Origin of the sequence: uncultured Thalassolituus sp. (genome assembly GCF_950066645.1) — a bacterium.
Lineage (GTDB): Bacteria > Pseudomonadota > Gammaproteobacteria > Pseudomonadales > Oceanobacteraceae > Thalassolituus.
The window spans coordinates 25,602-50,135 of sequence record NZ_CATMFB010000010.1; the positions used below are offsets into that span (position 1 = coordinate 25,602).

Consider the following 24,534-nt stretch of genomic DNA (forward strand, 5'->3'; position numbering starts at 1 on the left):
TGATCCTGCCCCATCGATGTAACTATTGCCCGGATTTGACCCTGACTATGCGAGCTCTAATTCTGACCGGTTTACTGGGTTTTGCAACCCTTTCTGGATGTACTTTCCCTGGTGTCTATAAACTCAATGTCCAGCAGGGCAATATCGTCACTCAGGACATGCTGGCCGAGCTCAAACCCGGAATGACCGACCGCCAGGTCATCTATCTGATGGGTAACCCCGTCGCCCGCAACCCGTTCTCAGAACAGGAGTGGGAATATCTCTACACGCTGGAGAAACGCGACGAGATCGTTAAACGCTATCACGTCACCCTGCACTTTGATGCTCAGGGCCTGTACAGCCACTACACAGGTTCGGTGCCGGATGACGAGTTCTCTGAAGATGATCAGAGCAAAGACATCCCGGAAGAAGAAAAACCCGTCAGTCTGCTCCCCAGCGAGTAAACCAGAAGGTTAGTTACCTTCTTTGGCGGCCGCTTTCGCAGCGCGGTTCGCCCGGGCCTGCTTAGGATCGATGATCAGCGGGCGATAAATCTCTACCCGATCTCCTTCGCGCAGTACTTCGGTATCCGGTGTGCGCACCGCTTTACCGAAAATGCCGTATTTGGCTTCTTCCAGATTGAGTTCAGGAAACTCACCTGTGACTCCGGACAGCTTTACCGCTTCAAGCATGGTTGTGCCCTGCTCGACCTGAAGTTTGAAAATCTTCTGTTTCTGAGGCAACGCATACGCCACCTCTACTGCAATTTTCTCAGCCATATATCTCTTTCGCGCGTTTAACGAATGCGTCTACCATCATGCCGGCCACCTGTTTAAAGAGAGCGCCCATCGCGGCCCCTGCTATCCGGTTAGCCATATCAAATTCTAATTCGAGCGTTACCTTGCAGGCCGAATCGGACAATGGCTGAAATAGCCAGACGCCACTGAATCTGCTGAAAGGACCTTCGACCAGACGGATTTCCATCCGCTGCGGACGCTCCAGAGCATTGCGGGTTGTGAAACTCTGCTGAAAGCCTGCTTTTGCGAGTGTCAGCTCAGCCTCTATAAAGGTGTCGCTTTCATCCACAACACGGGTGGCCTGACAGCCTTGCAGAAACTCCGGATAACGACGTACATCGTTTACCAGATCAAACATCTGTTCTGCGGAGTACATTACCAATGCACTGCGGGTTATCTGGGTCATTCTTGTACCTGATTCAGAGGCTCAGGACAGCCCCTGATAAAACACGAATAATACCGCCAGTGGCGACACCACCCTGATCATAAACCGCCATGTCCGGAACAATTGCGGATTACGGAAACGGGCTTCGTCAGCCACGGCTCTGCGGGTCATAAACCAACCGACAAACAGGGAAATCAAAACGCCCCCTAGTGGCAGCATGATGTTGGTCGTCAGAAAGTCGAGTACATCAAAGAAGGTCTTGCCTGCGACATTGTACTGCAAACCACCCGTTTCTCCGAGATCGGTTTTCAGCTCAGCTACATCGGCATACAGCAGGAAGTCTTCGTATACCTGCTCAGAGGTTTCACTTGACCCAGTCACCGAGACGAAAAACTGCTTATCCGACCAGTGATTGAACGAAAGCACCGTACCCAGCCCCAGCACCCAGGCCAGCAGACAGACAAATACGGTTGCCCGGACACGGCTGAAGCCCTTCTCAACCGCCCAGGCGACAGCGGGTTCAGCGAGGGAAATGGCTGAACTCCAGGCGGCAATCAACACCAGAACAAAAAAGATGGTGCCAATAAACACACCGCCCGGAAGGCTGCCAAAAGCAATCGGCAAGGTCTGGAACATAAGACCTGGTCCGGCACCTGGCTCCAGACCATTCGAGAACACAATCGGAAATATCACCAGCCCCGCCGCCAGCGCAACGAGAGTGTCCATCACGCCAACGGTGACAATCGTCTTACCCAGAGGCGAGTCGGCAGGCATATAAGCGCCATACGCCATGATCGCGCCCATACCCAGCGAGAGTGTGAAGAACGAATGCCCCAGAGCAACAAGAATGGCTTCGGTGCCGAGCTTCTCCGGCTCGAAATGGAAAAGGAAGTCGAACCCCTGAGCAAACCCGGGAAGCGTCAGGCTGTAACCAAGCAATATAAGGAGCATGACAAAGAGCGCTGGCATCAGCATTCTCAGCGAGCTTTCAAGGCCCCGATGGACACCACGGGCAATCACAGCCCCCACCAGAATCATAAAGATCGAATGGAAAACCATCAGCACCCAAGGGTCAGAAAGCAGTGCACCGAACGTCTCTCCCGCCTGTTCCGCCTCGATACCAACAAAATATCCCGTCATCATTTCGAGAGAGTAATAGACTGTCCAGCCCGCGATGACGCTATAAAAGGAAAGTATAAAGAAGCCGGCGACCGCACCGATCCAGCCGATACCAGCAAAGAACTTAGGGGCCTTATAGGTTCGGGTCAGCTGATGCATGGTATTGATGGGGCTCATCCGGGCTTTTCGCCCCAGCAGAACCTCAGCCATCATGACCGGAATACCCACACTGAAAATACACAGCAGGTACACAAGCACAAACGCACCACCGCCGTATTCACCTGTAATGTAGGGGAACTTCCAGATGTTTCCTAAACCGACAGCGGACCCAACCGCCGCCAGAACAAACGTCCAGCGGCTTGCCCAGATGCCGTGCATCCCGCGCTTTTCAGAGCTCATTGGCTTATTCCTTCTCAAATCTGCGGGTATTGTCGGAGATTTCCACTCCGGCCTCAAGCACAGCACCGGCCAAGGGCTGCCCTGGCTAGTGCCTTTTCGACAAAGTGTCAGTTATACTCACCGGCATGAATGCAAAGAAAAAAGCTAAACAAAGCTCCTCCACGATCGCCCTCAATAAAAAGGCCAGGCACGACTACTTCCTCGAGGACAAAACCGAGGCAGGACTAGAGCTGCTGGGCTGGGAAGTAAAATCCCTGAGACAAGGCAAAGTACAGCTGCTGGATTCCTTTATTGAATTCCACCGCGGCGAAGCGTGGCTGCACGGCGCACTGATTACCCCACTGCATCAGGCTTCGACTCATGTAGTTGCCGCACCGCGCCGTGAGCGCAAGCTGCTGCTGCACAAGCGCGAGATCGAACGCTACATGCAGAAAGTACAGGCAAAGGGTTACACCTGCGTATGTACCGCACTGTATTGGAAAGGCCCGTACGTCAAAGCCGAAATCGCCCTGGCGAAAGGTAAACAGTCTCACGATAAGCGCAACAGCGCCAAAGATCGCGACTGGGCCAAGCAGAAAGAAAGAATCATGAAGCACAACGTACGCTGACAGAAAGGCCGCGTTGTGTTAGATTGAAACGTGTTCCGGGGTTGAACTTCCACTAGCCGACCCCATTTAAGGAACATGGGTCAGAAATGACCTGGCTCCTGGCTGAGAGCAACCAGAATTCGGGGATGATCTGGATTCGACGTTGATTACAAAGCTACAGGTGCATGCCGAGAGGGTATGACGATCTCGTAAATCCCCGCCATACAATTTATATTCGCAAACGACGAATCATACGCACTGGCGGCTTAATAGCCCCGCCTACCTCTGAACCCGGGTTCCTGTAACCGGGGGACGAGGGCGCAGCCCTACAGGATCGTCCGGAGGCTTAGCTGGGAGCCAAACGACTAAACTTAAACCAGCTCGTTCCGAACGGCCTGTCTCTCGGCCCGTGACGAACTAAATTAATAGAGAAGACTAAGCATGTAGATCCTCTAGTGGAGGATTGGCGGACGCGGGTTCAAATCCCGCCATCTCCACCAAACAAATAAAAAGGCCTCACCTGTTTTTCAGGTGGGGCCTTTTTATTTGTCTGAAGATCACGATTCTGAACTCATCACAGTCCCGGGTTCTTCTGATTGCCGGGAGCAGTCAGTACCGCCGCAGGCGCCCGAAGGGGCTGGGCCATGGATGGCCCAGAGTACAATCCCGCCTCTGTCTCCAGCCGGGCCTTTTTATTTGTCTGACGATCATGATTCTGAACCGATCATAGTTCCGGAGCTATGACAGCCATCCCTGGCTTTCACCAAAGGCTCGCTTCGCTCGTGCAAAAATATTCCCGATATTTTTGTCACAAAACGGCAGGATAGCCATTTTGCACAGCTCCGCTGCCCGAAGGGCGAGGCACATGGATGTGCCGAGTACAATCCCGCCACAATGATCTTACTCTGCACCCCGCTCCGCCATCCCTTTACACCAAACAGATCCGGCTAGAACCAACGACCACGAAGCCGCTGATACAACAAACCAGTATCTATAGTGGGAATCCCCACCAGCCCCCTCAACCATTCACCATCAAACCGCCACGCTCTCTTCCTCCACCCTGGGCGAAAATTCGAATACATCCGAGTAGCACTGACTTTCCTGCAATCCAATGACTGCTAACTGATCCAGCGTCCCATATACCATCTGCGGCGATCCACACAGATAGCCGTAGGTCTGATGCAGTGACACATGATCTGCTTTTATGACGTCGGACAAATACCCCGTGCGCCCCGACCAGTGCGTTGCGGGAGATTCAAGAACTGGGGTGAATCTGAAATTTCTGTGGTCCTGTTGCCAGCGGCTGAATTCTTCGAGCAGGTAAAAATCTTCAGAGTCCCTGTTCGACCAATACACCCGGACGTCAGCCTTCGGATGCCTGCTCAGTATTTCTGCGGCGATGCAGCGGATTTTAGAGATGCCCGACCCTGAGGCCACCAGCAAATGTGGCTGCTTGAGATCAGTCTGCAGAAATGCCTGCCCCAGTGGTAAGGTCACTGACAGAGGGCGACCATTCAGACAAAGCTCATTCAGACGCTCCAGCAGTGCCCGACTGAAGTTACTGGCGCACTGGATAATCAGCTCCAGTCGGTTGGGGTTCCGCGTGTCAGGACGATTGGCAATCGAATAAAACAGAGTATGTGTTTGCCCATGTACTTCGACTCTCATCTGCAGGTACTGACCAGGCCGGTACTCTGGTGCATCGCGAGCTTCCAGTTCAATCAGGAACGTACTTCGGGTCAACGGGCTGACGGCCACAACACGACATGGATTTTCTATCGGCGGTACCAACTGACACATAGGCAGACCCTTCTCTTATTTCTGTTTCAGGAACGGGATAAGCCTAAGCAACTTCTGAAATGAACAAAAATGGTATATTTTCACCAATCAATTAATTTTTCTCATCCTACCCTTGGGTAAACCATGATCGAACGAACTCACCTGAAGATTATTCAGGCCGTTGAACAACACGGATCTCTGACCGCAGCGGCGAAGGAGCTTTGTGTGACTCAGTCTGCCCTGAGTCATACGATACGTAAGCTTGAAGATAATCTGGGCACCCCGGTCTGGCTGCGTGAAGGCAGGAGCCTTCGCCTGACTCAGGCCGGAAGATATCTGCTGAATATCGCCAACCGCGTGTTGCCACTCCTGTTTCATGCCGAAGACAAGCTCAAGCAGATGGCGCAGGGCGAGCGGGGTACACTGCGCATTGGGATGGAGTGCCACCCCTGCTATCAATGGCTACTGAAGGTGGTGGCACCGTTTCTGGACAGCTGGCCTGACGTCGATGTGGATGTAAAACAGAAGTTTCAGTTCGGCGGCGTCGGAGCCCTGCTGGATTATGAAATCGATCTGCTGGTGACGCCCGACCCATTCTACAAAAGCAACCTGAGCTTTACGCCGGTGTTTGACTATGAGCAGGTGCTGGTCGTCCCTCGTGGTCATGCACTGACTACTCAACCGTATGCACTGCCTGAAGATCTGCGCGATCAGGTGCTGCTGACCTACCCGGTGGCACCGGACCGTCTGGATATCTACTCCCAGTTTCTGACGCCTGCCGCGGTGGTGCCGAAACAGCATAAAACCAGTGAAACCACTGAGATCATGCTGCAGATGGTGGCTTGTCAGCGAGGCGTGGCTGCCCTTCCCCGCTGGCTGGCGGAGGAGTATTGCCAGAAACTGCCACTCGACGTGGTGCGTCTTGGTGAGCAAGGCATCGCCAAGCAGATCTATCTCGGCACCCGTGAGGGTGAGGAGCATATGGGCTATCTGAACGCCTTTATTGAGCTTGCCCGCAGCTACCAGCCGCCGGCATAAGATTAACTTTTCTCATACATCAATTAGATAATATCAATTTTATTCATACCTGACTGACGGTACAAATAGCTCCCAGACATGACAGCTGCTGAGTGGTCGCCCATACCAACGACCACTGGCGGAGTCGCAACCTACGTTTTCTATGGGAGGCCAGGCAGATGAGTAACGTATTTTCATACGCCATTAAACGCGTAATTTTTGACGAAGATTATCAACCGTCAGACAGTACCCGCATCACCACAAATTTCGCTAACCTGGCACGTGGTGACCACCGCCAGGAGAATCTGCGCAATGCTCTGCGTATGATTGACCGTCGCTTCAACGCACTCGCGCACTGGGACAACTCTCGTGGGGATCGCTATGCGCTGGAGCTGGAAATTATCTCAGTCGATATGGATATCGAGGGTAAGGGCCAGAGCTTTCCTTCCATCGAAATTCTCAAGACGAATATCCTTGACCGGAAAACAGACAAACGCATCGAAGGAATCGTAGGTAACAATTTTTCATCGTACGTGCGCGACTATGACTTCAGTGTGTTACTGCGCGAATACAATGCCGGCCAGGCACAATTCAGTATTCCGGAAGGGTTTGGTGAGCTGCACGGGAAACTGTTCAAAGATTTTCTTAACTCCCGTACCTACAAAGAGAACTTCAGTAAACCACCGGTCATCTGCCTGAGCGTTTCTGACAATAAAATCTATCACCGTACTGAGAATCAACATCCTGTCCTTGGCGTTGAATACACTCCGAATGAGACGTCACTGACCGAGCAGTACTTCCGCAAGATGGGCTTCGACGTACGTTATTTTATGCCGCAGAACAGCGTCGCTCCGCTGGCGTTTTATTTCTTCGGAGACTTGCTGACGGATTACACCAATCTGGAATTGATCAGCACCATCAGCACGATGGAAACGTTTCAGAAAATCTACCGACCTGAAATTTACAACGCCAATTCCGTGGCCGGGTACGAGTACCAGCCGGATCTCAAGCACACCGATCACTCACTGACTCAGGTTGTCTACGATCGGGTTGAGCGTAGCCAGCTGGCCATCCGGCAAGGCAAATTTGCAGAAGAACATTTCATCAAACCGTACCAGGAAATTCTCGCAAAGTGGTCAGCAGATTTTGCCTGATCCCCGTGACATTATTGAAGTAGAGCTGAACATGAAAACATTATTTCCTACCTCAACCGCAGGCAGCCTGCCAAAACCTGTGTGGCTGGCGGAACCTGAGACACTCTGGTCACCCTGGAAACTGGAAGGTGATGGACTCACATCGGGTAAACAGGATGCGCTGCGTATCTCACTCCAGGAGCAACAGTCAGCGGGCGTGGATATTCTCAGCGACGGCGAGCAGACCCGCCAACATTTTGTGACAACTTTTATTGAGAATCTCAGTGGAGTTGATTTTGAAAATAAAAAAACGGTGCGGATCCGCAATCGCTATGACGCCAGTGTGCCTGGAATTATTGGTCCGGTAAGTCGCCAGAAACCTGTCTTTGTTGAGGATGCAAAGTTTCTCCGTTCCCAGACTGATCAGCCCATTAAATGGGCATTGCCGGGCCCGATGACCATGGTCGATACCCTGTATGACGATTATTACCGGGACAGAAAAACCCTAGCCTTTGAGTTCGCAAAAGCACTGAATGAAGAAGCAAAAGAACTCGAAGCAGCCGGTGTGAACATTATTCAGTTTGACGAGCCCGCATTTAACGTTTTTCTGGATGACGTGAATGACTGGGGGATTGAAGCTCTGGAAAGGGCGACACAGGGACTGCAGTGTGAAACCGCAGTGCACATCTGCTATGGCTATGGCATTAAGGCGAACACAGACTGGAAACTGTCTCTTGGCGAAGAGTGGCGTCATTACGAAAAAACCTTTCCGGCCATCCAGAAATCGAGCATCGACATCATCTCGCTCGAATGCCATAACGGTCGAGTTCCGATGGAGGTCCTGGCACTGCTGAAAGGAAAGAAAATCATGGTCGGTGCCATTGATGTGGCAACGGATGTGATAGAAACGCCCGAAGAAGTTGCGGCCACCCTACGCGAGGCACTCAAGTACGCCGATGCCGATAAAATTTATCCCTGCACCAACTGCGGCATGGCCCCTCTTTCCCGGGACGTCGCGCGGCAGAAACTGAAAGCCCTGGCGGCAGGCGCAGAGATAGTCCGCAACGAATGGGCCCGTAAGAAATGAGCATGACTGAGTTATTTTCCGATCACCTCCTGACCATTCTGGCATTAGCCATCACAGGGGTCGTCGCGGGCATCCTTGCCGGGTTATTGGGTGTGGGCGGTGGCATTGTGATTGTGCCTGTCCTGTACTTTCTGTTTCAGGGGTTCGGGGTATCTCCTGAGTCTGCCATGGTGATCGCCACAGCGACGTCTCTGGCCACCATAGTCCCAACCTCGCTGAGTTCTATACGCACGCACCATCGGCTGGGTAATGTGGATATCGGGCTGTTAAAGCGCTGGGGGCTTTTTATTCTCGCCGGTGTTCTGGTCGCCAGCTGGCTCGTGACCCGGATCGATGGTCACTGGCTGACGGTACTGTTTGGGGTTATTGCTACGCTGGCCGCTCTGAATATGCTGTTCAGAGCAGGAAAGCCCGGTCTGTTTCCGCACTTACCCGGGCCCGCCGGTCAGGCCACAATGGCAACCTCTGTAGGTTTTTTCAGTGCGATGGTGGGAATTGGAGGCGGCACGCTTTCTGTGCCGTTACTGACGCTCTGTAATTATCCTGCCCACAAAGCCGTCGGCACCGCTGCGGCGATCGGCCTGATGATCGCTCTGCCCGGCGCGTTGGTGATGCTCACGGTCGGCACCACGCCTGCGGACGCGCCCATCTCAACCCTCGGACTGATCAATCTCGCTGGTTTTATCTGTATTGTGCCATTGACCGTGCTGTTCGCCCCCGTAGGAGCCAGGCTTGCCGCGACACTCGATGCGGCCAGACTGAAGAAGGTGTTTGCCGTTGTGTTACTGGTTACCGGTGTGAGAATGCTCGGCCAGGTGATGATGTAACTCGTGCAGGAATCTGATCGCCCTTTTCTTTCGTTCTTTGCTTAAGCGCTTTTCTGACGCCTCTCTGAAACGCCCGGCCTGTGCCGGGCTTTTCTTTTTCATCCCGTCAATATCACGTAAAGCTTCACATTGTGTTACAGCAGTGTGATCTGTTTAACCACGATATCTGATCGTTTCAGCTAGATTATTTCTGTCGGCATTATCGTATGTTGGACACTCCCACAAAGGCGTGGGTCATCTAATTTAAGGCAGGCAGATCACTGAGTGATAAAAATAACAACCGCAGCCACCCGCCAGCATCTTTTCACTACCTTGTTTGTGGTTGCCGCCCTGCTGTTGTCTTTTACCCTACAGGCCGCACCACTCAAACTTTCAGAGATTGACGGAGCTGTATCCCTCGGGGGTAAAGCTGAATATCTGAAGAGCCTTGAAGCGGTTGATCTGCACAGCATCATGCATACCCCAGACAGCCTGTGGCAGCCGACCCCGGAAGAAAGCCGGAGCCTGGGGCGCGATCATAACCTGGTCTGGTTCCGGCAGTCGGTCAGAGGCAGTGACCTGCTCAGCGATGATTTTCTGCTGAAGCTGGACTACCCACATTATGATTACGTCGATCTTTACCTCGTCTCGGACGGTGAATTAATCGAAAGTTTTCACACCGGCGATCAGACGCCTTTCACTACACGCCCCCTGCCCGAGCGGATTTTCCTGTTCCCACTTGAGTCGATCCAGCATTCCGCTGACGCCACCATTTATCTGCGTATCCGCACAGAAGGCCCTCTGCTGATCCCGTTTTCACTGGTGACCGGCAAAACCGCTGTCGCCCAGGAACGTTCTGTGGTGATGTGGCTGGGGGTCTATTTCGGCATTCTCGGTATCATGCTGGCCTACAACCTGTTCATTTTTCTGTCGCTGCGCGACACCACGTACGCCTATTATCTGTTCTATATCGCTACGGTATTTCTTCAGCAGGTCACCTTGCAGGGCATTGGTTTTCAGTATCTGTGGCCCGACGGTGAACCAATCAATAACAATCTGGCGGTTGCCCTCTCCACCGCTCTGATGCAGGCCTCGGCCGTCGGATTTGTCATCAGTTTCATTGGACTCTATGAGCGCTTCCCCCGCTTTGAGCGGGTCACAGGAACAGTGCTGCTGCTGTACTCCTGGCTTCTGGTGGCTGGCGCCCCTGTCATGGATTACGCCAGCTTTCTCGCGGTCGTTAACGTGACCGGTTTTCTGAGTGTGCTGGCCGGAATCTATATCGGGATCAAAGGTTGGTGGCTGGGCGAAAAGGCCGCGCGGCTGTTTGTGCTGGCCTGGTTTGTATATCTGTTCTTTATCTCCTGGTTCCTGGCCGAGCTGGCAAGTCTCATTCCCGCATCCGATCTGGGTGGATATGCACTGGCCATAGGCTCGGTGCTGGAGCTTGCGCTGCTCTCTATCGCTTTTGCAGATAAGGTGAACCAGGAGAAAGAATTGCGCCTGAGCAGTCAGTCGCAGCTGATGGACGTGCAGATCGCCATGAATGCTGAACTGGAAGAGCAGGTCCGTAAACGTACCCGCGAGCTGGAAGAAGCCAACCAGCGCCTGGAGATTCTGAGCACCACAGATGGACTGACCGGATTACTGAACCGCCGCCGCTTCGACGAGTGCTATGCAGAGGCCTACTTCGACGCCTGCCGCACCGGCAGCCCCCTGGCGGTCCTTATGATCGACATCGATCACTTTAAGCTGCTTAACGACGAATATGGCCACCGCTTCGGTGACGCCTGTCTGGTAGACGCAGGGCGCCTTATTCACGAAGTGACCGAAAATCACAATGCCATCTGCGCCCGCTATGGCGGCGAAGAGTTCGTGGTGATTCTACCCGGGGCGGATGCTCGTGAAGCCCAGGCTCTGGCGGAGTCTCTGAGACAGGCCTTTGCTGCCCACGAAGTGAGTGCTTACGGTATGTCGCGCAGAATGACTGTGAGCATCGGTCTGACAGTCAACTCACCCGTCGACAGCGACGCCTGGGAGAAGCTGCTTCAGGCCGCAGATTCACTGCTTTATCGCGCGAAGCGCAATGGTCGGAACCAGGTCGCATTTCTGATGGAAAGCAGTGCCTGACGCTTTGACAGATGACCATTCTGAACTAGGTTTAAAGTACTCATTTCACTGGAGTTTCAGGTCCCAGGATGACGGTTCCAAAACGAATTCACGGGGATAGTTTTCCCACCCCCGCACTCTCTGTGCATATCCGTCAGGCCTTTCTGTCCTGCTGCCTGCTGCTGATGGCATTGCTGGCCCAGCACGCCAAAGCCATTGAGACGGCTCACTTCAGTAGTGAAAAAGTCAGCCTGCTGCCCCTGCTGGAGTTCGTTCACGAACGCCCGGGAGAAACTCTGGAGCAGATCCTCGTCCGGCCGGAATCCGACTGGCAACGCCGCGACACCATAAACAGTAACTTCGGTCAGATTGATCGCCCTATCTGGGCACGGGTGCGTATCAGCGGCGTCAGTTCTGCGTTCACACAGCCGCTGATCCGCCTGAATTATCCACATCATGATTACGTGGATCTCTACCTCTTTGAGCACGGTCGTCTGCTGCGCCACTTCGAAGCCGGCGACCTGCGCCCGTTCAATGTGCGTCCGATTCCTCAACGTACGCCTTGGTTCCCCCTCGATGCTGCCACTGCGGAAGAGCAGGAAATCTATCTGCGTATCGCCACCGAAGGGCCGCTGGTCATACCGCTGGATCTGCTGACGTACACGGATGCCGCAGAAGAAGAGAAACTTCTCTACCTGTGGGCGGGTGCGTTTCTCGGCATCATCATGATTATGATGATCTACAACAGCTTCCTGTACCTGTCACTGCGTGAGACTTCGTACCTGCTTTACGTCATCTATCTGGCCACCGCTGGGTTTATGCAGATGGCCATGTTCGGATTTGGGGAACAGTATTTCTGGAGCGATTATCCGGGAGTGAACAATCAGGTGATCGCCTTCCTGTCTCCCTTTGTGCAGGTCACCGCCATTGCCTTCGTACTCAACTTCGTTGATCTGCAGAAATTCGGATCAGCCATGGACCGGGGTGTCGCCTATCTGATGCTGTTTGTCCTCACGGTGATGAGTATTGCCAGCTTTACCGTGCCGTACAGCCTCATTATTTCGATGGCGTACAGTATCGCGCTGATCGGTGTCGCCTGCGGTCTCTATGTCGGTATCAAAGGTTGGGTGCTGGGCATGAAATCAGCGCGCCTCTTTACCATCGCGTGGTTCGTGCATCTGGTATTCATTGCCTGGTACCTGCTGGATACGACCGGACGGATTCCGAGTACTGAACTCGGGAATCAGGCATTCGCGATCGGCTTTATTGCTGAACTGTCTCTGCTGTCGATCGCCTTTGCCGACAAAATGAACCAGGAGCGCGAGCTGCGGGTGAATTCGCAGACCAAGCTGCTGGACATGCAGATGGCCATGAATAAAGAACTGGATAACAAAGTTAAAGAGCGCACCGCCGCCCTCGAAAAAGCTAACCGTCGCCTGGAAGAACTGAGCGTCACCGATGGTCTGACCAAGCTGTTTAACCGGCGCTATTTTGATCAGGTTTTCCGCGACCATTACGAGCAGTCCTACAAAGATCAGCACCCGATCAGTGTCATGATGGTCGATATCGACTTCTTCAAGAAGCTCAACGATGAGCATGGCCATGCCTTTGGTGACCTCTGTCTCGTCCGCGCAGCGCAGCTGATCCGCAAGGTGGTGACCATGCCGGGCGCGTTTGCCGCACGGTACGGCGGTGAAGAATTTGTGGTTGTCTTACCAAAGACCACAGAAGAGCGTGCAGCTCAGGTGGGCGAAGTGCTGCGCAAGGCCTTTGCTCAGTCAAAAGTGACTCAGGGGGAGCACGAAAAGATCATGACGGTAAGTATCGGTGTTGCCGCCGAGATTCCAACTTACCCCGGACAGCAGGAAAAACTGCTGGGTGTCGCGGATGCCTGCCTTTATCAATCGAAAGAAAACGGCAGAAACCAGGTCACGCGTTCTGAAACGCTGGGCCCCGCCGCTTAACAGACTTCACTCAATACACATCCCGACGGTAGCGACCTGCTGCCGTCAGTTCTGTCACCGCTTCTTCACCGAAGAGTCTGCAAAGCAGGTGATCTACATCCTGAGCCATGCCGTTGCGGCTACCGCACACCATAATTGTTGCCCCTTCGCGGATCCAACGCATAAGACGCTCATTTCTGACCATCACAACATCCTGAACATACCCGCAGCTGGCCGAGCCTCCGAGGTCATTCAGGTCGTCGTCGCCCGCGCGCGAGAAGCTTCTGTCGAGATAAGCCAGATGACCTGATTCGTACCAACGTAACAGCTCGTCGTCCCAGTGCCGGTCGGTCTCCGGAGAACGTTCTCCAAAAATCAGCCAGTTGTCGTGTTTACCAGTCAGTTCACGGGCTTTAAGATGCGCGCGCAGGCCCGCCAGACCAGAGCCATTGCCAATCAGAATTAACTTCCCGGTCGAAGCAGGACAATGAAACGAAGGATTACTGCGCAACGATAATGAAGACACCGAGCCCAGCTCTGCCAGCCGGCATAACCAGCCCGACCCCAGTCCCAGACGGCCGTCTGGATGCTTCTGTTCACGAACCAGTAATCTGAGCGCGCCTTCCTGCGGAACACTCGCAATACTGTATTCACGTACCTGTCCGTTCAGGTGCAGCTGGACAATATCACCGGCGTTCCAGTCGAGGGGCTCCTGCACGGCAAACTGTATCTCGTATAACGGTGCTCCCGGACTGCCGCGATTTAAATACCGACGCTCACTGAGGGTCAGCTCGTACAGATGATTCTGCCCGTCAGGCGACACCTTGTCCGTTTGATGAAGACCGCCATAATCAATCATGCCCAGCTCATCCAACTGCCAGAACCATGAGGCGATGGCCTCCGGGTCGTTCCGGTCTACAGCCACTAACGGCGCCAGAGTGCTGGCAGCAGCATCCAGCAGGCTGGAATTAATGGCATCAGCAAATCCGCAGAAATGCTCATAATTCGTATCGCCGAGCCCCAGTACAGAAAACTTCAGTCTCGGAAACTGGCCTGCGGCTTTTTTCAGTGCGGGAATAAAAAAGCGCCCGTTGTCAGGAGCATCCCCTTCACCATAGGTACTGGCAATAATCAGTAGTGTTTTCAGGCTCCGGAGCCGGTCAGGCGTCACCTGATTCAGAGAAAGGTGCTGAACGCTGGCGCCCTGGGCTCGCAGACAATCAGCAAGTTGGGTCGAGAGCGCTTCTGCAGAACCGCTCTCGCTGGCGTAGGCCACAATTAGATCAGAATCTGAGTGCTTCCGGGCCTCGCTGAAGCGCGCTATGACACCGCGGTAACTCCACAGCGAAAAGAGAATCCAGACCAGTATCAGTAACCCGGTCTGGAAATATGGAACAGCACTCAGCATAACTCAGTCCGGAAGAACCTCGAGCACTGTGATGTAAGTGCCACGACGCTCAGTTGCCGGTTTCCTGGCTTTATCGTCCTGATATTCCACTTCAACGAAGTAGCGACCGGCACCGTTCCAGCTGATACTGACGTCACCTTTTTTATCGGCGACGGCCGTGATCTCATCCTGGCTGTTACGGTAACGGGTACCTTCACGGATAGCGGTCAACTCGGCGCCCTTAGCGGGCTTACCGTCGATCAGGAACCTGAAGGTCGCTTTCTCGCCTGCATACAAGTCATTCGGGTGTGTCACCGGCACCATTTCCAGACCTTCGCCGGTAGGTTTGAGCGTACCGTCAGTTGTTGCTCCCAGCGTAACGAAGGTTTCCATACGACGGGACGCCTGAATAACACTCAGTTTGTCTGCCTTTGCCGGAACGTTCTCAGCGAATCCCTCAGCCGTGTACTGTTCGCCACGCCCTGGATACATACGACGCTTACCATCTTCTTCCCACATTGCGCGCAGGCCGGTGCTGGCGACAAAAATCTTATATGTCCCCTCTTTATCCAGCTCTACGTCAAACACAGTCCGGTTTTTACCTTTATGCAGATTGTCGATTTTTCCAGTGTTACCGTCAGGCTTAAGGACAACCAGATCATCAAAACGACCGGCAGCGTGATTAGCGACAAAAATATCGTTTGATACTGCCGCATCGAAAGCCACCCAGCGTCCTTCACCGGCCAGCTGAGTCTCCTGAGGAACCACCCAGGCACGGTGCGCTTCAACCGACAGAGTTCCGACGAGTAATGCACCCATTACCAGGGGCTTGAATAGATTCTTTTTCATCTGGTTTTCCTTATGGTTTGATGGTCAGTTCAATGGTGCCCAGTTCAGAGCTACCCTGCTTTTTAAAGGTCACTGGATTATTCTGTGGCCAGTTAAAAGGCACATTAATCAACTCACGTCCGCCTACCTCGCGGGCGGCTTCTACACGTAGGCGGTATTTTCCGGGCTGAAGTTCAGAGAGCGGCGCTTTACCTGCAGTAAATTCCATGTCGTAGGAACCGGGTCCGTAAGTAGCACCACTGACACCATCGACTGGCATTTCCATGGCGCGCCCTGCTCGACGCCACCACTGACGCATGTCTTTAAGCCACTTTTCACCGCCACCATTACGCATGTCTACGTCGTACCAGACGGCCAGGTTACTCACGACTTTATTGCTGCTGTCTTCGATCCAGACAGCAACATAAGGCTTGTGATACTCGGCAACCTCCAGCTCAGGAATTTCAACAGATACTTTCAGATCTGCAGCGTTAACCTGCGCACATGTGGCAAGTACAGCCATCATGAGTCCGGTTTTATAAAATTTCATTGGCGTCTCCTTAATGCGCAGCCAGAACAAGTAAGATGAGAGGAGCGACAACGCCCAGGGTGACCAGAGGCCAGGTACCCGGACGCTGCTTCGCATAACGTGCAAGCAGCCAGAGACCACTCAACGAAAAAACCAGACACAACACCGAAAAAATATCGATAAACCACGACCATGCAGCGTTTGTATTGCGCCCCTTATGCAGGTCGTTCAGATAAGAAATTATCCCGCGATCGGTGTTTTCATAAATAAAGCTGCCACTTTCAAGATCGATGCTGAGCCAGGCATCGCCTCCGGGTTTTGGCATTCCCAGATAGATTTCTGCGCCGTCCCACTCGGCCTCGCTGTCGGGGGCCAGAATACCGTGCTGATCTGCCAGCCAACGCCTGACCGCAAGTGGCAGCGCCCCCTCGCTTCGCCCTTCTAACACGCTGAGTATTCCGGGAGAGACATCGTCTTCGATCGTGTTACGTACTGGCTCTGCCGGTATGTCCGCCGCGTGGTTCAATGTAATGCCGGTAAACGCAAATAAGATCATGCCTACGAGGCACACCGCCGAGCTGATCCAGTGCCACTGACGCACCGTTCCCAGCATGGAAGTCAACTTCATGAGAGCCCTGTCACTGAATAACTTATGGCGCCCCGTGCGCCTGAAAATGCGGTCCAGATACTAACAGACTAACATTAATGCGACTAATTATTATTTGCACTATTACAATTCTATGCATTAACCGGATACGAACGTACAATCCCTGCTGAAGACCACAACCAGAGCAGACAGATGCAGGCAACGACTATTCCCGGCGACATCGCCAGCCTGAGTGACTACGAACGCTATGCCCAGGAGGCGCTGAACGATCAGGCCTGGGCATATATCTCCGGGGCGTCCGCGGACGAATACAGCGCACGTAGAAATGAGAGGACTTACGGGGACATTTGTCTGCTCAACCGGACATTGGTTGATGTCAGCCGCGGCACAACGTCACTGACCCTTCTGAATGAAACACTGGCTCACCCGATTCTGTTAGCACCAGTCGCGTATCAGAAACTGGCTCATCCGGATGGTGAATTAGCCAGTGCTGCCGCAGCGGCGGCTCAGGATGCGCTGTTTGTGTTGAGCACTCTCGCAAGTAGCACTATCGAAGACGTGGCCTCGATATCGAAAGGCCCCAAATGGTTCCAACTGTATTTTCAGGCGGATCACGAGCAGACTCTGGCATTAATCAGACGCGCCGAAGCTCACGGTTATAGTGCCATCGTCGTGACCGTCGATGCTCCGGTAAACGGCCTGAGAAATCGTGAACAGCGCAGCGGCTTCCGGTTACCGGACAACGTCAGAGCCGTGAACTGTCAACCTGAACAGAATGGTAAGGTACAGGCGGGGGAAAGCATGATTTTTCAGGGTCTGATGAGTCGGGCTCCGACCTGGAAAGATGTCCGTTGGCTGAAGGCACAGACACGCCTGCCGGTGATTATTAAGGGCGTGATAAATCCTGCTGATGTCGGCATCGCATTAGATGAAGGCGTTGATGGTCTGATTATTTCTAACCACGGCGGCAGAACATTAGATACGCTGCCCTCTCCTGTCGAAGTTCTGCCCACGATCGCTGCGCTGGTCGATAAAAAAATCCCACTGATTGTGGACAGCGGTATCCGCCGCGGAACCGATATATTCAAAGCCATCGCACTGGGTGCTGATGCCGTGATGATCGGGCGACCCGTGATGTACGGGCTGGCCACCGCTGGAGCAATGGGCGTTGCCCACACCCTTCGCCTGTTACGCGACGAGCTTGAGCTGACGATGGCGCTCTGTGGGTGTGAAACACTGGGAGATATCAGCCCCGCCTGCTTATGGCAGCCAGCGAGGCAGGTATGAAGGGCTCAGGTGTCAGACCACTGCCTGAGCAGATTATGGTAAACCCCGGCGAGACGAACCAACTCAGGATTGTTCGGGTTTTCCCGGGTGAGGGCCTGAATACTTTTATCAAGGTCGTATAACATTCGGCGCTGTTCAGCGCTGCGAACGAGACTCTGCATCCAGAAGAATGAGGCCAGTCGCCGCCCTTCCGTGACAGGAGTCACCCTGTGCAGGCTCGTTGAGGGGTAGAGAACCATGTCACCGGCGGCAAATTTCACCCGCTGCTCACCGTAAGTATCCTGAATAATCAGTTCACCGCCTTCATATTCTTCAGGCTCCGAGAGGAACAATGTCATCGAGATATCGGTGCGGATTTTAACGGCCGTTCCGGCGACACGACGGATCGTGTTATCAACGTGATAATTAAACTCGCCGCCACCCTGATAGCAATTAAACATGGGCGGGTATATTTTGTTCGGCAGGCCTGCGGCCAGTACTTCCTGAGACTGCCCGATGACAGAGAGAATAAAATCGCCGAGCTTTCGCGCGACAGGTGAGGCTTCCGGAAGCTGCAAGTTATTCTTTGCCATGGCCGCCAGAGGACCGGCAGTCACACTGCCATTTACCCAATCTGCATTTTCCAGCAGTGTACGACACTCGGCGACCTGTTCTTTACTGATAAATTCAGGAACCCGGATCAGCATGACAAGCTACTCTGATTAACAATTCGGACGGAAGTATAAAAAAAACCGGGCACAAAGGCCCGGTTTTTGTCACGACATTTTCGGAATCAGAAGTCGTATTTTACGTTCAGTGCGAAGCTGCGAGGAGCACCCGGCAGGAAGTGACCTTTAGCGCTGTAGTCAGTGACATATTCTTTGTCAGTGACATTATCAACGTTCAGCTGCACCTTCAGATCTTCCGTTGCCTGATAAGACGCCATCAGGTACGCAGTGGTGTAGGCGTCAACTTCGTAGTACGCCATGTTACGGCGCCAGAAGGTTTCACCAGAGTTGTAGTTAAGGCCACCACCGACATTCAGTTTGTCTTCCAGTGCGGCGTAGCTCACCCACAGGTTAGCTGTTTTATCAGGAGAGCCCTGCAGGCCGTTACCTTCTGACTCTTCATCGATGTCCTGAGTAACTTCAGTATCCAGCTTAACGAAGTTGGCGGACAGTGACAGGTTGTCAGTGATCTGACCTACCGCGCCCAGTTCAAAGCCTTTCGCTTTCTGCTCACCGGTCAGGTAATAGTTGGTAACATTATTACCTTCGCTGTCAGTGACACGTTCGGAATCAACGACATCTTTTGTCGTCTGGAAAATCGCTGCGCTCAGCAACAGGTTCTGATCAAACAGTTCCCATTTTGTACCCAGTTCGATAGTTTTGGCTGACTCTGGCTCCATTCCGTTTGCATCTTCGCTGGTGCTCAGTGCCAGGTCGGTACCCGGAGGCTGCTGCGCATTGCTGTAACCCAGATAAACGTTACCGTTCTGAGTAACGAAGTAGCTCACAGCAGCACCGTAGCTGAAGTAGCTTTCCTGAGCATCCAGGCCTTCAGTACAACCACTACGACGGCTACATGCATCACCAGTCAGCTCGTAATCGTCGTAACGCGCGTTAAGGTCGATCTGGAAAGTATCTGCAATTTTGATGGTATCCAGAACATAGAATGCGAGAGTTTTGCCTTCACCTGTTGCATCATCACCTGTACGGGTCAGACCACCGGTGGAGGTAAGGTCATTACTGTAATTCACAGGGTCAATTGCTGGGTTTTCCAGTTCGTTTCCAGCCGCATCGTAGTAGGTGAAGTCTGCTGAAACGCCGTATGAGGTTTTTTTCTCTTTGGCGTATTCAACACCCACAACGATGTCCTGGGACAGATCATCACCACCGATATTGAAAATCGCGTCCAGCTGAGTAACAAACAGCTCGTTTTTCTCATCGATATTCTGGGTGCGGGTAGCATTCAGCAGGCTGTTGTCGCCATCAGAACCCCACCATGGGCGCCCCAGTACCGATTCTTTTTCATTGGAGCCGATGCGCGTCTGGCTGCGCAGTGCAAAACCGTCAGCCACCTGGTGGTCTACAACCAGCGTGTACATACGGGTGCTGATTTCTTCGTAATCACGCCCTTTAACGGTATACACTTTGTCCCAACCATCAGAATCAATCGGGCCTTCTGCCAGGCCAGTTGCTTCAGCAGCGGCTTCGGTCACAAAAGGCAGACCCAGAACAGGAACGTTGTCCTGTTCCATCATCAGCACGTCGAAGGTAATACCTGTCGCGTCCGTTGGCTTGAACAGAATGGAACCTGCAGCAGCCTTGGTCTGGTAGTTTTCTTCGCCATTATCGAAGATGTCACCACCATCGGTATAAAGCAGGTTAGCGCGGCCGGAAACGGTGTCAGAGAACTGTTCGTTCACGTCAGCTGAAATACGCTTGGTATCGAATGTGTTGTAACCCGCAGACACAGAACCAAATGAATCCTGCTGAGCACGCTTGGTTGAGAGGTTAACGCTACCGCCACCAGTAGAGCGGCCATCAAGGCTGCCACTCGCACCTTTTACCACTTCAACCTGTTCATAGTTGAACATATCGCGGCTGTAGCCAGCGACATCGCGGATGCCGTCAACATAAATGCTTGAGCGCGCATCGAAACCGCGGATGGTGACTTTATCGTTAGCGGAAATAACACCGCCACCGCCTTCACCACCACCGAACGTAGATACACCAGCAACGTTGCGCAAAGCATCGTTCAGGCTGGTGACACCCTGATCTTCCAGCACGTCGCCGGAGATAATGTTAATTGTTTTAGGTGTATCAGCCACTGACTGAGTCAGTTTTGGAGAAGAGGCCTTGTCGACCTTATAGCCTTGCTCTTCTGCGGCGGCGGCTTCAGTAACAGGCAGTTCGCGTGGCTCTTCTGCAGCATTCGCTACCATTGGCAGGGCTGCAGTGACAGCCAGTGCCAGTGCACTTCGTTTGAATGTGTTGTTTTTCATGATCTCGTTTCCCCAAAACGTTGAGTCAAGTGGTGTAAACCTGTGCTGTCTCATGGACAGTGGGGCGGCATCCTAAGTGTAAATATTCGTAATTGCAAATCTTTCTCATTTGTATTTTCTCTGTCATTAGTTTTTGTTTTGGTGCAGAATACGCCGCATCTACATTCGTAGCTGATAAACATTCTCACTTGAGGAGCTTTTGTGAACCGACCTGTTCTTCACGCTCTAAAGCAGTTCTCCTTCCCTTGCCGGGTCTTGTTAGCATCTGCCATCTGCCTCACGCCGTCAGTGTCTCTGGCAGCGGATACCACCGCGCATCAGATAGACGATCTGACGCGACAGTGGTTACAGACCGAGCAACAGACGACACGCCTGATCACTCGTTGGCAGGAAGAAAAACCCCTGGCCGAGCAACGCCTTGAATTGCTCAGAGCTGAAAAAGAGCAGCTGACAAACATGCTCGAAAGACGGGATCAGAAAGGCGATGAAGTTGATCAGAAACGCGAAGAGTTGCTGCAACAGCAGTCTGAACTGGAAGCCGAACAGGCTGGAACTGAAGCGTTAATTTCAGCATTAGCTGCCCGCCTCGATGCATTCAAACCCATGCTGCCACCGCCGCTACAATCCACCTGGGACAGCGCAGCCGGCGAAGACAGCAGCAATCAACTTCGCCTTCAACTGGCGCGTCTAAGCAGCCTGAAGGAATTTAATGAACGGGTAACGCTTCACAGCATGCGCCTGACTCCCGACGAAGCCACTGACAGTGTCCTGGTCCGGCAGGTGTATCTGGGCGCGTCACAAGCCTGGTTCAGTAGTGCTGATGGTACTTACACGGGTACGGGTTCTGTTGAAGATGGCCAGTGGGTATGGAGATTCCGCGATGATATCGACAGTGATGCTGTCCTGCGCGCCATTGCCGTCGCGGAGAAGCAGGTTCCCGCCACCATCGTTCCATTACCTTTTACCTCCGTCAGTGCTAAAGGAGCGGTACAACCATGAAACGCTTTTCTCCATCTGGCTTCCTTCGGGGAGCAGCGTTCAGCACGCTGATACTTTCAGTAGCCGCCCCAGCGTTCGCTCAGGTAGACGCCGACTTACAGAAGCGCATCTCAAGTGCGCAGAGTTCGCTCAACACGACCGAGCAGAAGATCAGTCGCGAACGTGCCAGCTTCGCGCGTGAGATTAACGCCCTGGAACGTGATGTGCGTGGCCTGGAGAAGCAGACTGCGGCAGCACGTCGGCTTGAAGACGAGAAAAATCTCAGTCTGACGAAATTACAGGAGCGTCTCAACGGCTGGATCAGCCAACGGAATTATCAGAACAATCTGATTCAGCAGTTCCTGCGCCAGCAAAGCGGTTCTGCGACCGCCATTGCCGGTGAAACCGTTTCGACCGAGCAGCGTTTACGACAGATTGCTGACATTGCGTCAGCAAGTGAGGGTTGGTTAGAGCCAACCTTCAGACCAGTAGAACTTGCCCTCGACAATGGTGATATCGTGAGCTCTGAGCTGCTCAGTCTCGGACCAGTTCACTGGGCAATCGCCGATGGTCAGGCCTACTCAGTCACGAGTAAAGAGGGTGAATGGCAGTCGATAAAACACCTGCCATCAGACGCCGCATCCGCATTAACAGCTCTGCAAGAGGGACAGGAAGCGGTCCTGTATTTCGATCCGAGCCTGAGCCAGTTTGATCAGATTCCTGACGAAAGCATCCTTGATCACCTCGAGAAAGGGGGCGTCTGGGCACTGCCAATTCTGTTGTTTGCACTCATTGCACTGGTAATCGGCGTACTCAAGGCCTTCCAGTTACTGCGTCTGCCTCAGGTCGTAAGCTTCACCCCTGCTGCTCTGCGCAACGCGGTTGAAACCGGCAAAAGTGTGTTCTCTGCGGGCAGCATGCAACAGGGACTGTTTGATATCGCCCGTGAAATCCGTCAGCCGCGCGAACGCGATGACCAGTTGTTCCTGCAGCTTCAGGAGTACCGTGTGAAACTGGAACAGCGTCTGACCGCTATCGCTATCACAGCCTCAGTGGCGCCTCTGCTGGGTCTCCTCGGTACGGTCAGCGGCATGATTGAAACATTCCGGATGATGACACTGTTCGGCTCCGGGAACCCTGAAGTCGTTTCCGGCGGTATTTCTCAGGCCCTGATCACCACAGAGCTGGGGCTTGTCGTCGCGATTCCGGCGCTCGTTGTGCACTCGTTACTGTCACGTCGCGCCCGTGCTTACTATCTGTCCCTGGAGAACTTTGCGGTTCTCCTCAGCCAGGATTCCGAACCACAGAAAGAGCATTCTCAGAATACTCAGGAGGCTGTACCAGCATGATTACAGAATTTATTTCGGACATTACCAGTAGCTCAGTGAGCTGGATTATTCTGCTGGTTGCACTCGTGTGCTATCAGCGCCTGGCGACGCACTGGCTTTCCCCCGAGAAAGATTGCGAAGACTCTGTCAGCCCGGTACTGATCAGTATTCTGCCGCTGCTCGGTCTGCTCGGGACCATCATTGGATTACTCGACAGCTTCACGGCAATGCAATACGGATTATCGGGCATGGAACTGTTCAGTTCCGGTATCGGCGATGCTCTCCTGACCACCCAGCTCGGCCTGCTCTGTGCTGTGCCTGCCTGGCTGGTATACAGCGCGCTGCAAAGCCGCCAGCGTCGGGAGGCCTGAGCACCGTGCAAAGTCGTCTTCAGCAACGTCTGGAGCAGCAGGAAACTCAGGGGATCGACATGTCGCCCCTGATCGACGTGGTATTTATTCTGCTGATCTTTTTTATCGTAACCACAGTGTTCGTTCGCGAAACCGGTGTTGAAGTAGATAAGCCTCAGGCGGTGTCTGCAACCACACTGGATCAGAACGTTATTCTTATCGCTGTCACGGATACCGGTGATGTCGTCTATGACGGCAGTAATATCGGTGTCGCCGGTGTCCGCGGTGTTGTCTCGCAGGGGCAGGATAAGGGCGGACGCCCGGTAGTTATTCAGGCAGACCGGCTTGTTGAAGCCGAGCGCCTTCTGGCGGTGATTGACGAAGCCAAACTGGCAGGCGCAGAACACGTCAGTATTGCTGCGCTCAAGCCATGAGGGTGATCTGTTTATGAGTCTGCGAGCGAATGCCAATGACCTTGTGCGCAAAGTAAACTGGCGTAAGCAGAGTATTGCCTCGGCGGCGGCCGCAGGTGTGCTGCTGCTTACCCTCGCTATACTGTTGGTAGGTCAGAGGCTTCCGGAAATGGCCGAGCCAGTACTGGAAGTACGGACCATCAGTGTTGCACTGCCTCCGCCTCCGCCACCACCACCGCAGCCTGTAACACAACCTCAGGTAGACGTGCCTATTGATGTCTCGGCACCGGGTCAGGGAGCCATCGTTCCTGAAATAGATGTGCCCAAAGAAATCGTTCTGAATCAGCCCGAGGCACCTAAGATCACTACCATTCAACCGGTGTTTGATAACCTCGCACCCGATCTGGATGTGTTCAATCTTGATCAGCTTGATGGGTTGCCGAAACTTCTGACTCAGGCAAGCATTACTATGCCCAACAGTCTGCTCAGACGTGGAATTAAAGAGGTATCACTGCGGCTGGAGGTCACCATCGATGAGACAGGCAGACTTACCCTGAATCGCATCATTGAAAACCCCTACCCTGAATTAAATAAAGAAATTCATCGACTGATTAAACTCAGCCGGTTCACTCCCCCTGAGAAAGAGGGGCGGCCAGTCCGGGCACGGTTTATCTGGCCAATAGAAATTAAATCCTGAGATT

The 24,534-nt window shown here is 53.3% G+C and carries 24 protein-coding genes and 1 other RNA gene; 15 read left to right on the top strand and 10 right to left on the bottom strand.

Annotated features, from left to right (window positions below):
- Positions 1 to 47: 47 nt before the first annotated feature.
- A complete protein-coding gene (locus Q1L85_RS10240) occupies positions 48 to 443 on the top strand; it encodes an outer membrane protein assembly factor BamE (protein WP_300426587.1) in 396 nt (131 codons plus the stop codon).
- A 9-nt stretch (positions 444 to 452) separates the two neighbouring features.
- Here Q1L85_RS10240 and Q1L85_RS10245 read toward each other — a convergent pair whose 3' ends face one another.
- From Q1L85_RS10245 to Q1L85_RS10255, 3 genes are read right to left on the bottom strand one after another with little or no spacing between them, the layout of a single operon-like run.
- Positions 453 to 758 carry an RnfH family protein gene (locus tag Q1L85_RS10245; protein ID WP_300426586.1) on the bottom strand — a complete coding sequence of 102 codons (306 nt, stop codon included), beginning with the start codon at positions 756 to 758 and terminating at the stop codon, positions 453 to 455.
- A complete protein-coding gene (locus tag Q1L85_RS10250) occupies positions 751 to 1,182 on the bottom strand; it encodes a type II toxin-antitoxin system RatA family toxin (protein ID WP_300426585.1) in 432 nt (143 codons plus the stop codon). Before Q1L85_RS10250 ends, Q1L85_RS10245 begins: the two co-directional genes overlap by 8 nt.
- Positions 1,183 to 1,203: 21 nt before the next feature.
- Positions 1,204 to 2,679 carry a sodium-dependent transporter gene (locus Q1L85_RS10255; RefSeq protein ID WP_300426583.1) on the bottom strand — a complete coding sequence of 492 codons (1,476 nt, stop codon included), beginning with the start codon at positions 2,677 to 2,679 and terminating at the stop codon, positions 1,204 to 1,206.
- Between the two features lie 125 nt (positions 2,680 to 2,804).
- Between Q1L85_RS10255 and smpB the strand changes: the two genes are divergently transcribed.
- Together smpB and ssrA are read left to right on the top strand one after the other, a co-directional pair.
- Complete coding sequence (gene smpB / locus Q1L85_RS10260; RefSeq protein ID WP_300426582.1) at positions 2,805 to 3,287, top strand: SsrA-binding protein SmpB; 483 nt, start codon at positions 2,805 to 2,807, stop codon at positions 3,285 to 3,287.
- A gap of 121 nt (positions 3,288 to 3,408) precedes the next feature.
- Positions 3,409 to 3,766, top strand: a transfer-messenger RNA (tmRNA) gene (gene ssrA, locus Q1L85_RS10265).
- Between the two features lie 532 nt (positions 3,767 to 4,298).
- On the opposite strand, the gene Q1L85_RS10270 is transcribed toward ssrA, so the two are convergent.
- Positions 4,299 to 5,066 (bottom strand): NAD(P)H-flavin reductase, encoded by a 768-nt coding sequence (locus tag Q1L85_RS10270; RefSeq protein WP_300426580.1) that lies wholly within the window; start codon positions 5,064 to 5,066, stop codon positions 4,299 to 4,301.
- Positions 5,067 to 5,189: 123 nt separating this feature from the next.
- Between Q1L85_RS10270 and Q1L85_RS10275 the strand changes: the two genes are divergently transcribed.
- The 6 genes from Q1L85_RS10275 (at position 5,190) to Q1L85_RS10300 (ending at position 13,161) form a co-directional block, all read left to right on the top strand.
- On the top strand, positions 5,190 to 6,083 hold the full coding sequence (locus Q1L85_RS10275; RefSeq protein WP_300426578.1) for a LysR family transcriptional regulator: 894 nt from the start codon (positions 5,190 to 5,192) through the stop codon (positions 6,081 to 6,083).
- A gap of 158 nt (positions 6,084 to 6,241) precedes the next feature.
- A complete protein-coding gene (locus Q1L85_RS10280) occupies positions 6,242 to 7,216 on the top strand; it encodes a DUF1852 domain-containing protein (protein ID WP_300426577.1) in 975 nt (324 codons plus the stop codon).
- Positions 7,217 to 7,247: 31 nt separating this feature from the next.
- On the top strand, positions 7,248 to 8,282 hold the full coding sequence (locus Q1L85_RS10285) for a methionine synthase (protein WP_300426576.1): 1,035 nt from the start codon (positions 7,248 to 7,250) through the stop codon (positions 8,280 to 8,282).
- A gap of 2 nt (positions 8,283 to 8,284) precedes the next feature.
- The gene (locus Q1L85_RS10290; protein WP_307726813.1) at positions 8,285 to 9,109 is read left to right on the top strand and encodes a sulfite exporter TauE/SafE family protein; all 825 of its coding nucleotides are present in this window, start codon (positions 8,285 to 8,287) and stop codon (positions 9,107 to 9,109) included.
- A gap of 264 nt (positions 9,110 to 9,373) precedes the next feature.
- A complete protein-coding gene (locus tag Q1L85_RS10295; protein WP_300433079.1) occupies positions 9,374 to 11,218 on the top strand; it encodes a diguanylate cyclase in 1,845 nt (614 codons plus the stop codon).
- Positions 11,219 to 11,286: 68 nt separating this feature from the next.
- Complete coding sequence (locus Q1L85_RS10300; protein WP_300428399.1) at positions 11,287 to 13,161, top strand: diguanylate cyclase; 1,875 nt, start codon at positions 11,287 to 11,289, stop codon at positions 13,159 to 13,161.
- A gap of 10 nt (positions 13,162 to 13,171) precedes the next feature.
- On the opposite strand, the gene Q1L85_RS10305 is transcribed toward Q1L85_RS10300, so the two are convergent.
- The 4 genes from Q1L85_RS10305 to Q1L85_RS10320 are packed head-to-tail and all read right to left on the bottom strand — an operon-like array spanning position 13,172 to position 16,512.
- The gene (locus Q1L85_RS10305) at positions 13,172 to 14,548 is read right to left on the bottom strand and encodes a sulfite reductase subunit alpha (protein ID WP_300428397.1); all 1,377 of its coding nucleotides are present in this window, start codon (positions 14,546 to 14,548) and stop codon (positions 13,172 to 13,174) included.
- 3 nt (positions 14,549 to 14,551) lie between these two features.
- Complete coding sequence (locus Q1L85_RS10310) at positions 14,552 to 15,376, bottom strand: DUF4198 domain-containing protein (protein WP_300428395.1); 825 nt, start codon at positions 15,374 to 15,376, stop codon at positions 14,552 to 14,554.
- A 10-nt stretch (positions 15,377 to 15,386) separates the two neighbouring features.
- Entirely contained in the window at positions 15,387 to 15,905 is a 519-nt protein-coding gene (locus Q1L85_RS10315; protein WP_300428393.1) for a DUF2271 domain-containing protein, read from the bottom strand.
- Positions 15,906 to 15,915: 10 nt separating this feature from the next.
- Positions 15,916 to 16,512: a PepSY-associated TM helix domain-containing protein gene (locus tag Q1L85_RS10320; RefSeq protein WP_300428391.1), complete on the bottom strand. Its 597-nt coding sequence runs from the start codon at positions 16,510 to 16,512 to the stop codon at positions 15,916 to 15,918.
- Positions 16,513 to 16,683: 171 nt separating this feature from the next.
- Between Q1L85_RS10320 and Q1L85_RS10325 the strand changes: the two genes are divergently transcribed.
- A complete protein-coding gene (locus Q1L85_RS10325) occupies positions 16,684 to 17,778 on the top strand; it encodes an alpha-hydroxy acid oxidase (RefSeq protein WP_300433083.1) in 1,095 nt (364 codons plus the stop codon).
- A gap of 5 nt (positions 17,779 to 17,783) precedes the next feature.
- Here Q1L85_RS10325 and Q1L85_RS10330 read toward each other — a convergent pair whose 3' ends face one another.
- Together Q1L85_RS10330 and Q1L85_RS10335 are read right to left on the bottom strand one after the other, a co-directional pair.
- A complete protein-coding gene (locus tag Q1L85_RS10330) occupies positions 17,784 to 18,464 on the bottom strand; it encodes a Fe2+-dependent dioxygenase (protein WP_300427248.1) in 681 nt (226 codons plus the stop codon).
- Positions 18,465 to 18,550: 86 nt separating this feature from the next.
- Complete coding sequence (locus tag Q1L85_RS10335; RefSeq protein ID WP_300427246.1) at positions 18,551 to 20,764, bottom strand: TonB-dependent siderophore receptor; 2,214 nt, start codon at positions 20,762 to 20,764, stop codon at positions 18,551 to 18,553.
- Between the two features lie 201 nt (positions 20,765 to 20,965).
- Between Q1L85_RS10335 and Q1L85_RS10340 the strand changes: the two genes are divergently transcribed.
- The 5 genes from Q1L85_RS10340 to Q1L85_RS10360 are packed head-to-tail and all read left to right on the top strand — an operon-like array spanning position 20,966 to position 24,530.
- Positions 20,966 to 21,763 (top strand): DUF3450 family protein, encoded by a 798-nt coding sequence (locus tag Q1L85_RS10340; RefSeq protein ID WP_300427244.1) that lies wholly within the window; start codon positions 20,966 to 20,968, stop codon positions 21,761 to 21,763.
- On the top strand, positions 21,760 to 23,091 hold the full coding sequence (locus Q1L85_RS10345) for a MotA/TolQ/ExbB proton channel family protein (protein ID WP_300427243.1): 1,332 nt from the start codon (positions 21,760 to 21,762) through the stop codon (positions 23,089 to 23,091). Before Q1L85_RS10340 ends, Q1L85_RS10345 begins: the two co-directional genes overlap by 4 nt.
- Positions 23,088 to 23,441: a MotA/TolQ/ExbB proton channel family protein gene (locus Q1L85_RS10350; protein ID WP_300427241.1), complete on the top strand. Its 354-nt coding sequence runs from the start codon at positions 23,088 to 23,090 to the stop codon at positions 23,439 to 23,441. Before Q1L85_RS10345 ends, Q1L85_RS10350 begins: the two co-directional genes overlap by 4 nt.
- Before the next feature lie 5 nt (positions 23,442 to 23,446).
- Entirely contained in the window at positions 23,447 to 23,854 is a 408-nt protein-coding gene (locus Q1L85_RS10355) for a biopolymer transporter ExbD (RefSeq protein ID WP_300427240.1), read from the top strand.
- A gap of 13 nt (positions 23,855 to 23,867) precedes the next feature.
- Complete coding sequence (locus Q1L85_RS10360) at positions 23,868 to 24,530, top strand: energy transducer TonB (RefSeq protein WP_300427239.1); 663 nt, start codon at positions 23,868 to 23,870, stop codon at positions 24,528 to 24,530.
- The last annotated feature ends 4 nt before the right edge of the window (positions 24,531 to 24,534 follow it).

Bases quoted from the DNA above. Each gene is read 5' to 3' on its own strand.
- Q1L85_RS10240 (WP_300426587.1), top strand. From the start codon at position 48: ATGCGAGCTCTAATTCTGACCGGTTTACTGGGTTTTGCAACCCTTTCT.
- Q1L85_RS10245 (WP_300426586.1), bottom strand. From the start codon at position 758: ATGGCTGAGAAAATTGCAGTAGAGGTGGCGTATGCGTTGCCTCAGAAA.
- Q1L85_RS10250 (WP_300426585.1), bottom strand. From the start codon at position 1,182: ATGACCCAGATAACCCGCAGTGCATTGGTAATGTACTCCGCAGAACAG.
- Q1L85_RS10255 (WP_300426583.1), bottom strand. From the start codon at position 2,679: ATGAGCTCTGAAAAGCGCGGGATGCACGGCATCTGGGCAAGCCGCTGG.
- smpB (WP_300426582.1), top strand. From the start codon at position 2,805: ATGAATGCAAAGAAAAAAGCTAAACAAAGCTCCTCCACGATCGCCCTC.
- Q1L85_RS10270 (WP_300426580.1), bottom strand. From the start codon at position 5,066: ATGTGTCAGTTGGTACCGCCGATAGAAAATCCATGTCGTGTTGTGGCC.
- Q1L85_RS10275 (WP_300426578.1), top strand. From the start codon at position 5,190: ATGATCGAACGAACTCACCTGAAGATTATTCAGGCCGTTGAACAACAC.
- Q1L85_RS10280 (WP_300426577.1), top strand. From the start codon at position 6,242: ATGAGTAACGTATTTTCATACGCCATTAAACGCGTAATTTTTGACGAA.
- Q1L85_RS10285 (WP_300426576.1), top strand. From the start codon at position 7,248: ATGAAAACATTATTTCCTACCTCAACCGCAGGCAGCCTGCCAAAACCT.
- Q1L85_RS10290 (WP_307726813.1), top strand. From the start codon at position 8,285: ATGACTGAGTTATTTTCCGATCACCTCCTGACCATTCTGGCATTAGCC.
- Q1L85_RS10300 (WP_300428399.1), top strand. From the start codon at position 11,287: ATGACGGTTCCAAAACGAATTCACGGGGATAGTTTTCCCACCCCCGCA.
- Q1L85_RS10305 (WP_300428397.1), bottom strand. From the start codon at position 14,548: ATGCTGAGTGCTGTTCCATATTTCCAGACCGGGTTACTGATACTGGTC.
- Q1L85_RS10310 (WP_300428395.1), bottom strand. From the start codon at position 15,376: ATGAAAAAGAATCTATTCAAGCCCCTGGTAATGGGTGCATTACTCGTC.
- Q1L85_RS10315 (WP_300428393.1), bottom strand. From the start codon at position 15,905: ATGAAATTTTATAAAACCGGACTCATGATGGCTGTACTTGCCACATGT.
- Q1L85_RS10320 (WP_300428391.1), bottom strand. From the start codon at position 16,512: ATGAAGTTGACTTCCATGCTGGGAACGGTGCGTCAGTGGCACTGGATC.
- Q1L85_RS10325 (WP_300433083.1), top strand. From the start codon at position 16,684: ATGCAGGCAACGACTATTCCCGGCGACATCGCCAGCCTGAGTGACTAC.
- Q1L85_RS10330 (WP_300427248.1), bottom strand. From the start codon at position 18,464: ATGCTGATCCGGGTTCCTGAATTTATCAGTAAAGAACAGGTCGCCGAG.
- Q1L85_RS10335 (WP_300427246.1), bottom strand. From the start codon at position 20,764: ATGAAAAACAACACATTCAAACGAAGTGCACTGGCACTGGCTGTCACT.
- Q1L85_RS10345 (WP_300427243.1), top strand. From the start codon at position 21,760: ATGAAACGCTTTTCTCCATCTGGCTTCCTTCGGGGAGCAGCGTTCAGC.
- Q1L85_RS10350 (WP_300427241.1), top strand. From the start codon at position 23,088: ATGATTACAGAATTTATTTCGGACATTACCAGTAGCTCAGTGAGCTGG.
- Q1L85_RS10360 (WP_300427239.1), top strand. From the start codon at position 23,868: ATGAGTCTGCGAGCGAATGCCAATGACCTTGTGCGCAAAGTAAACTGG.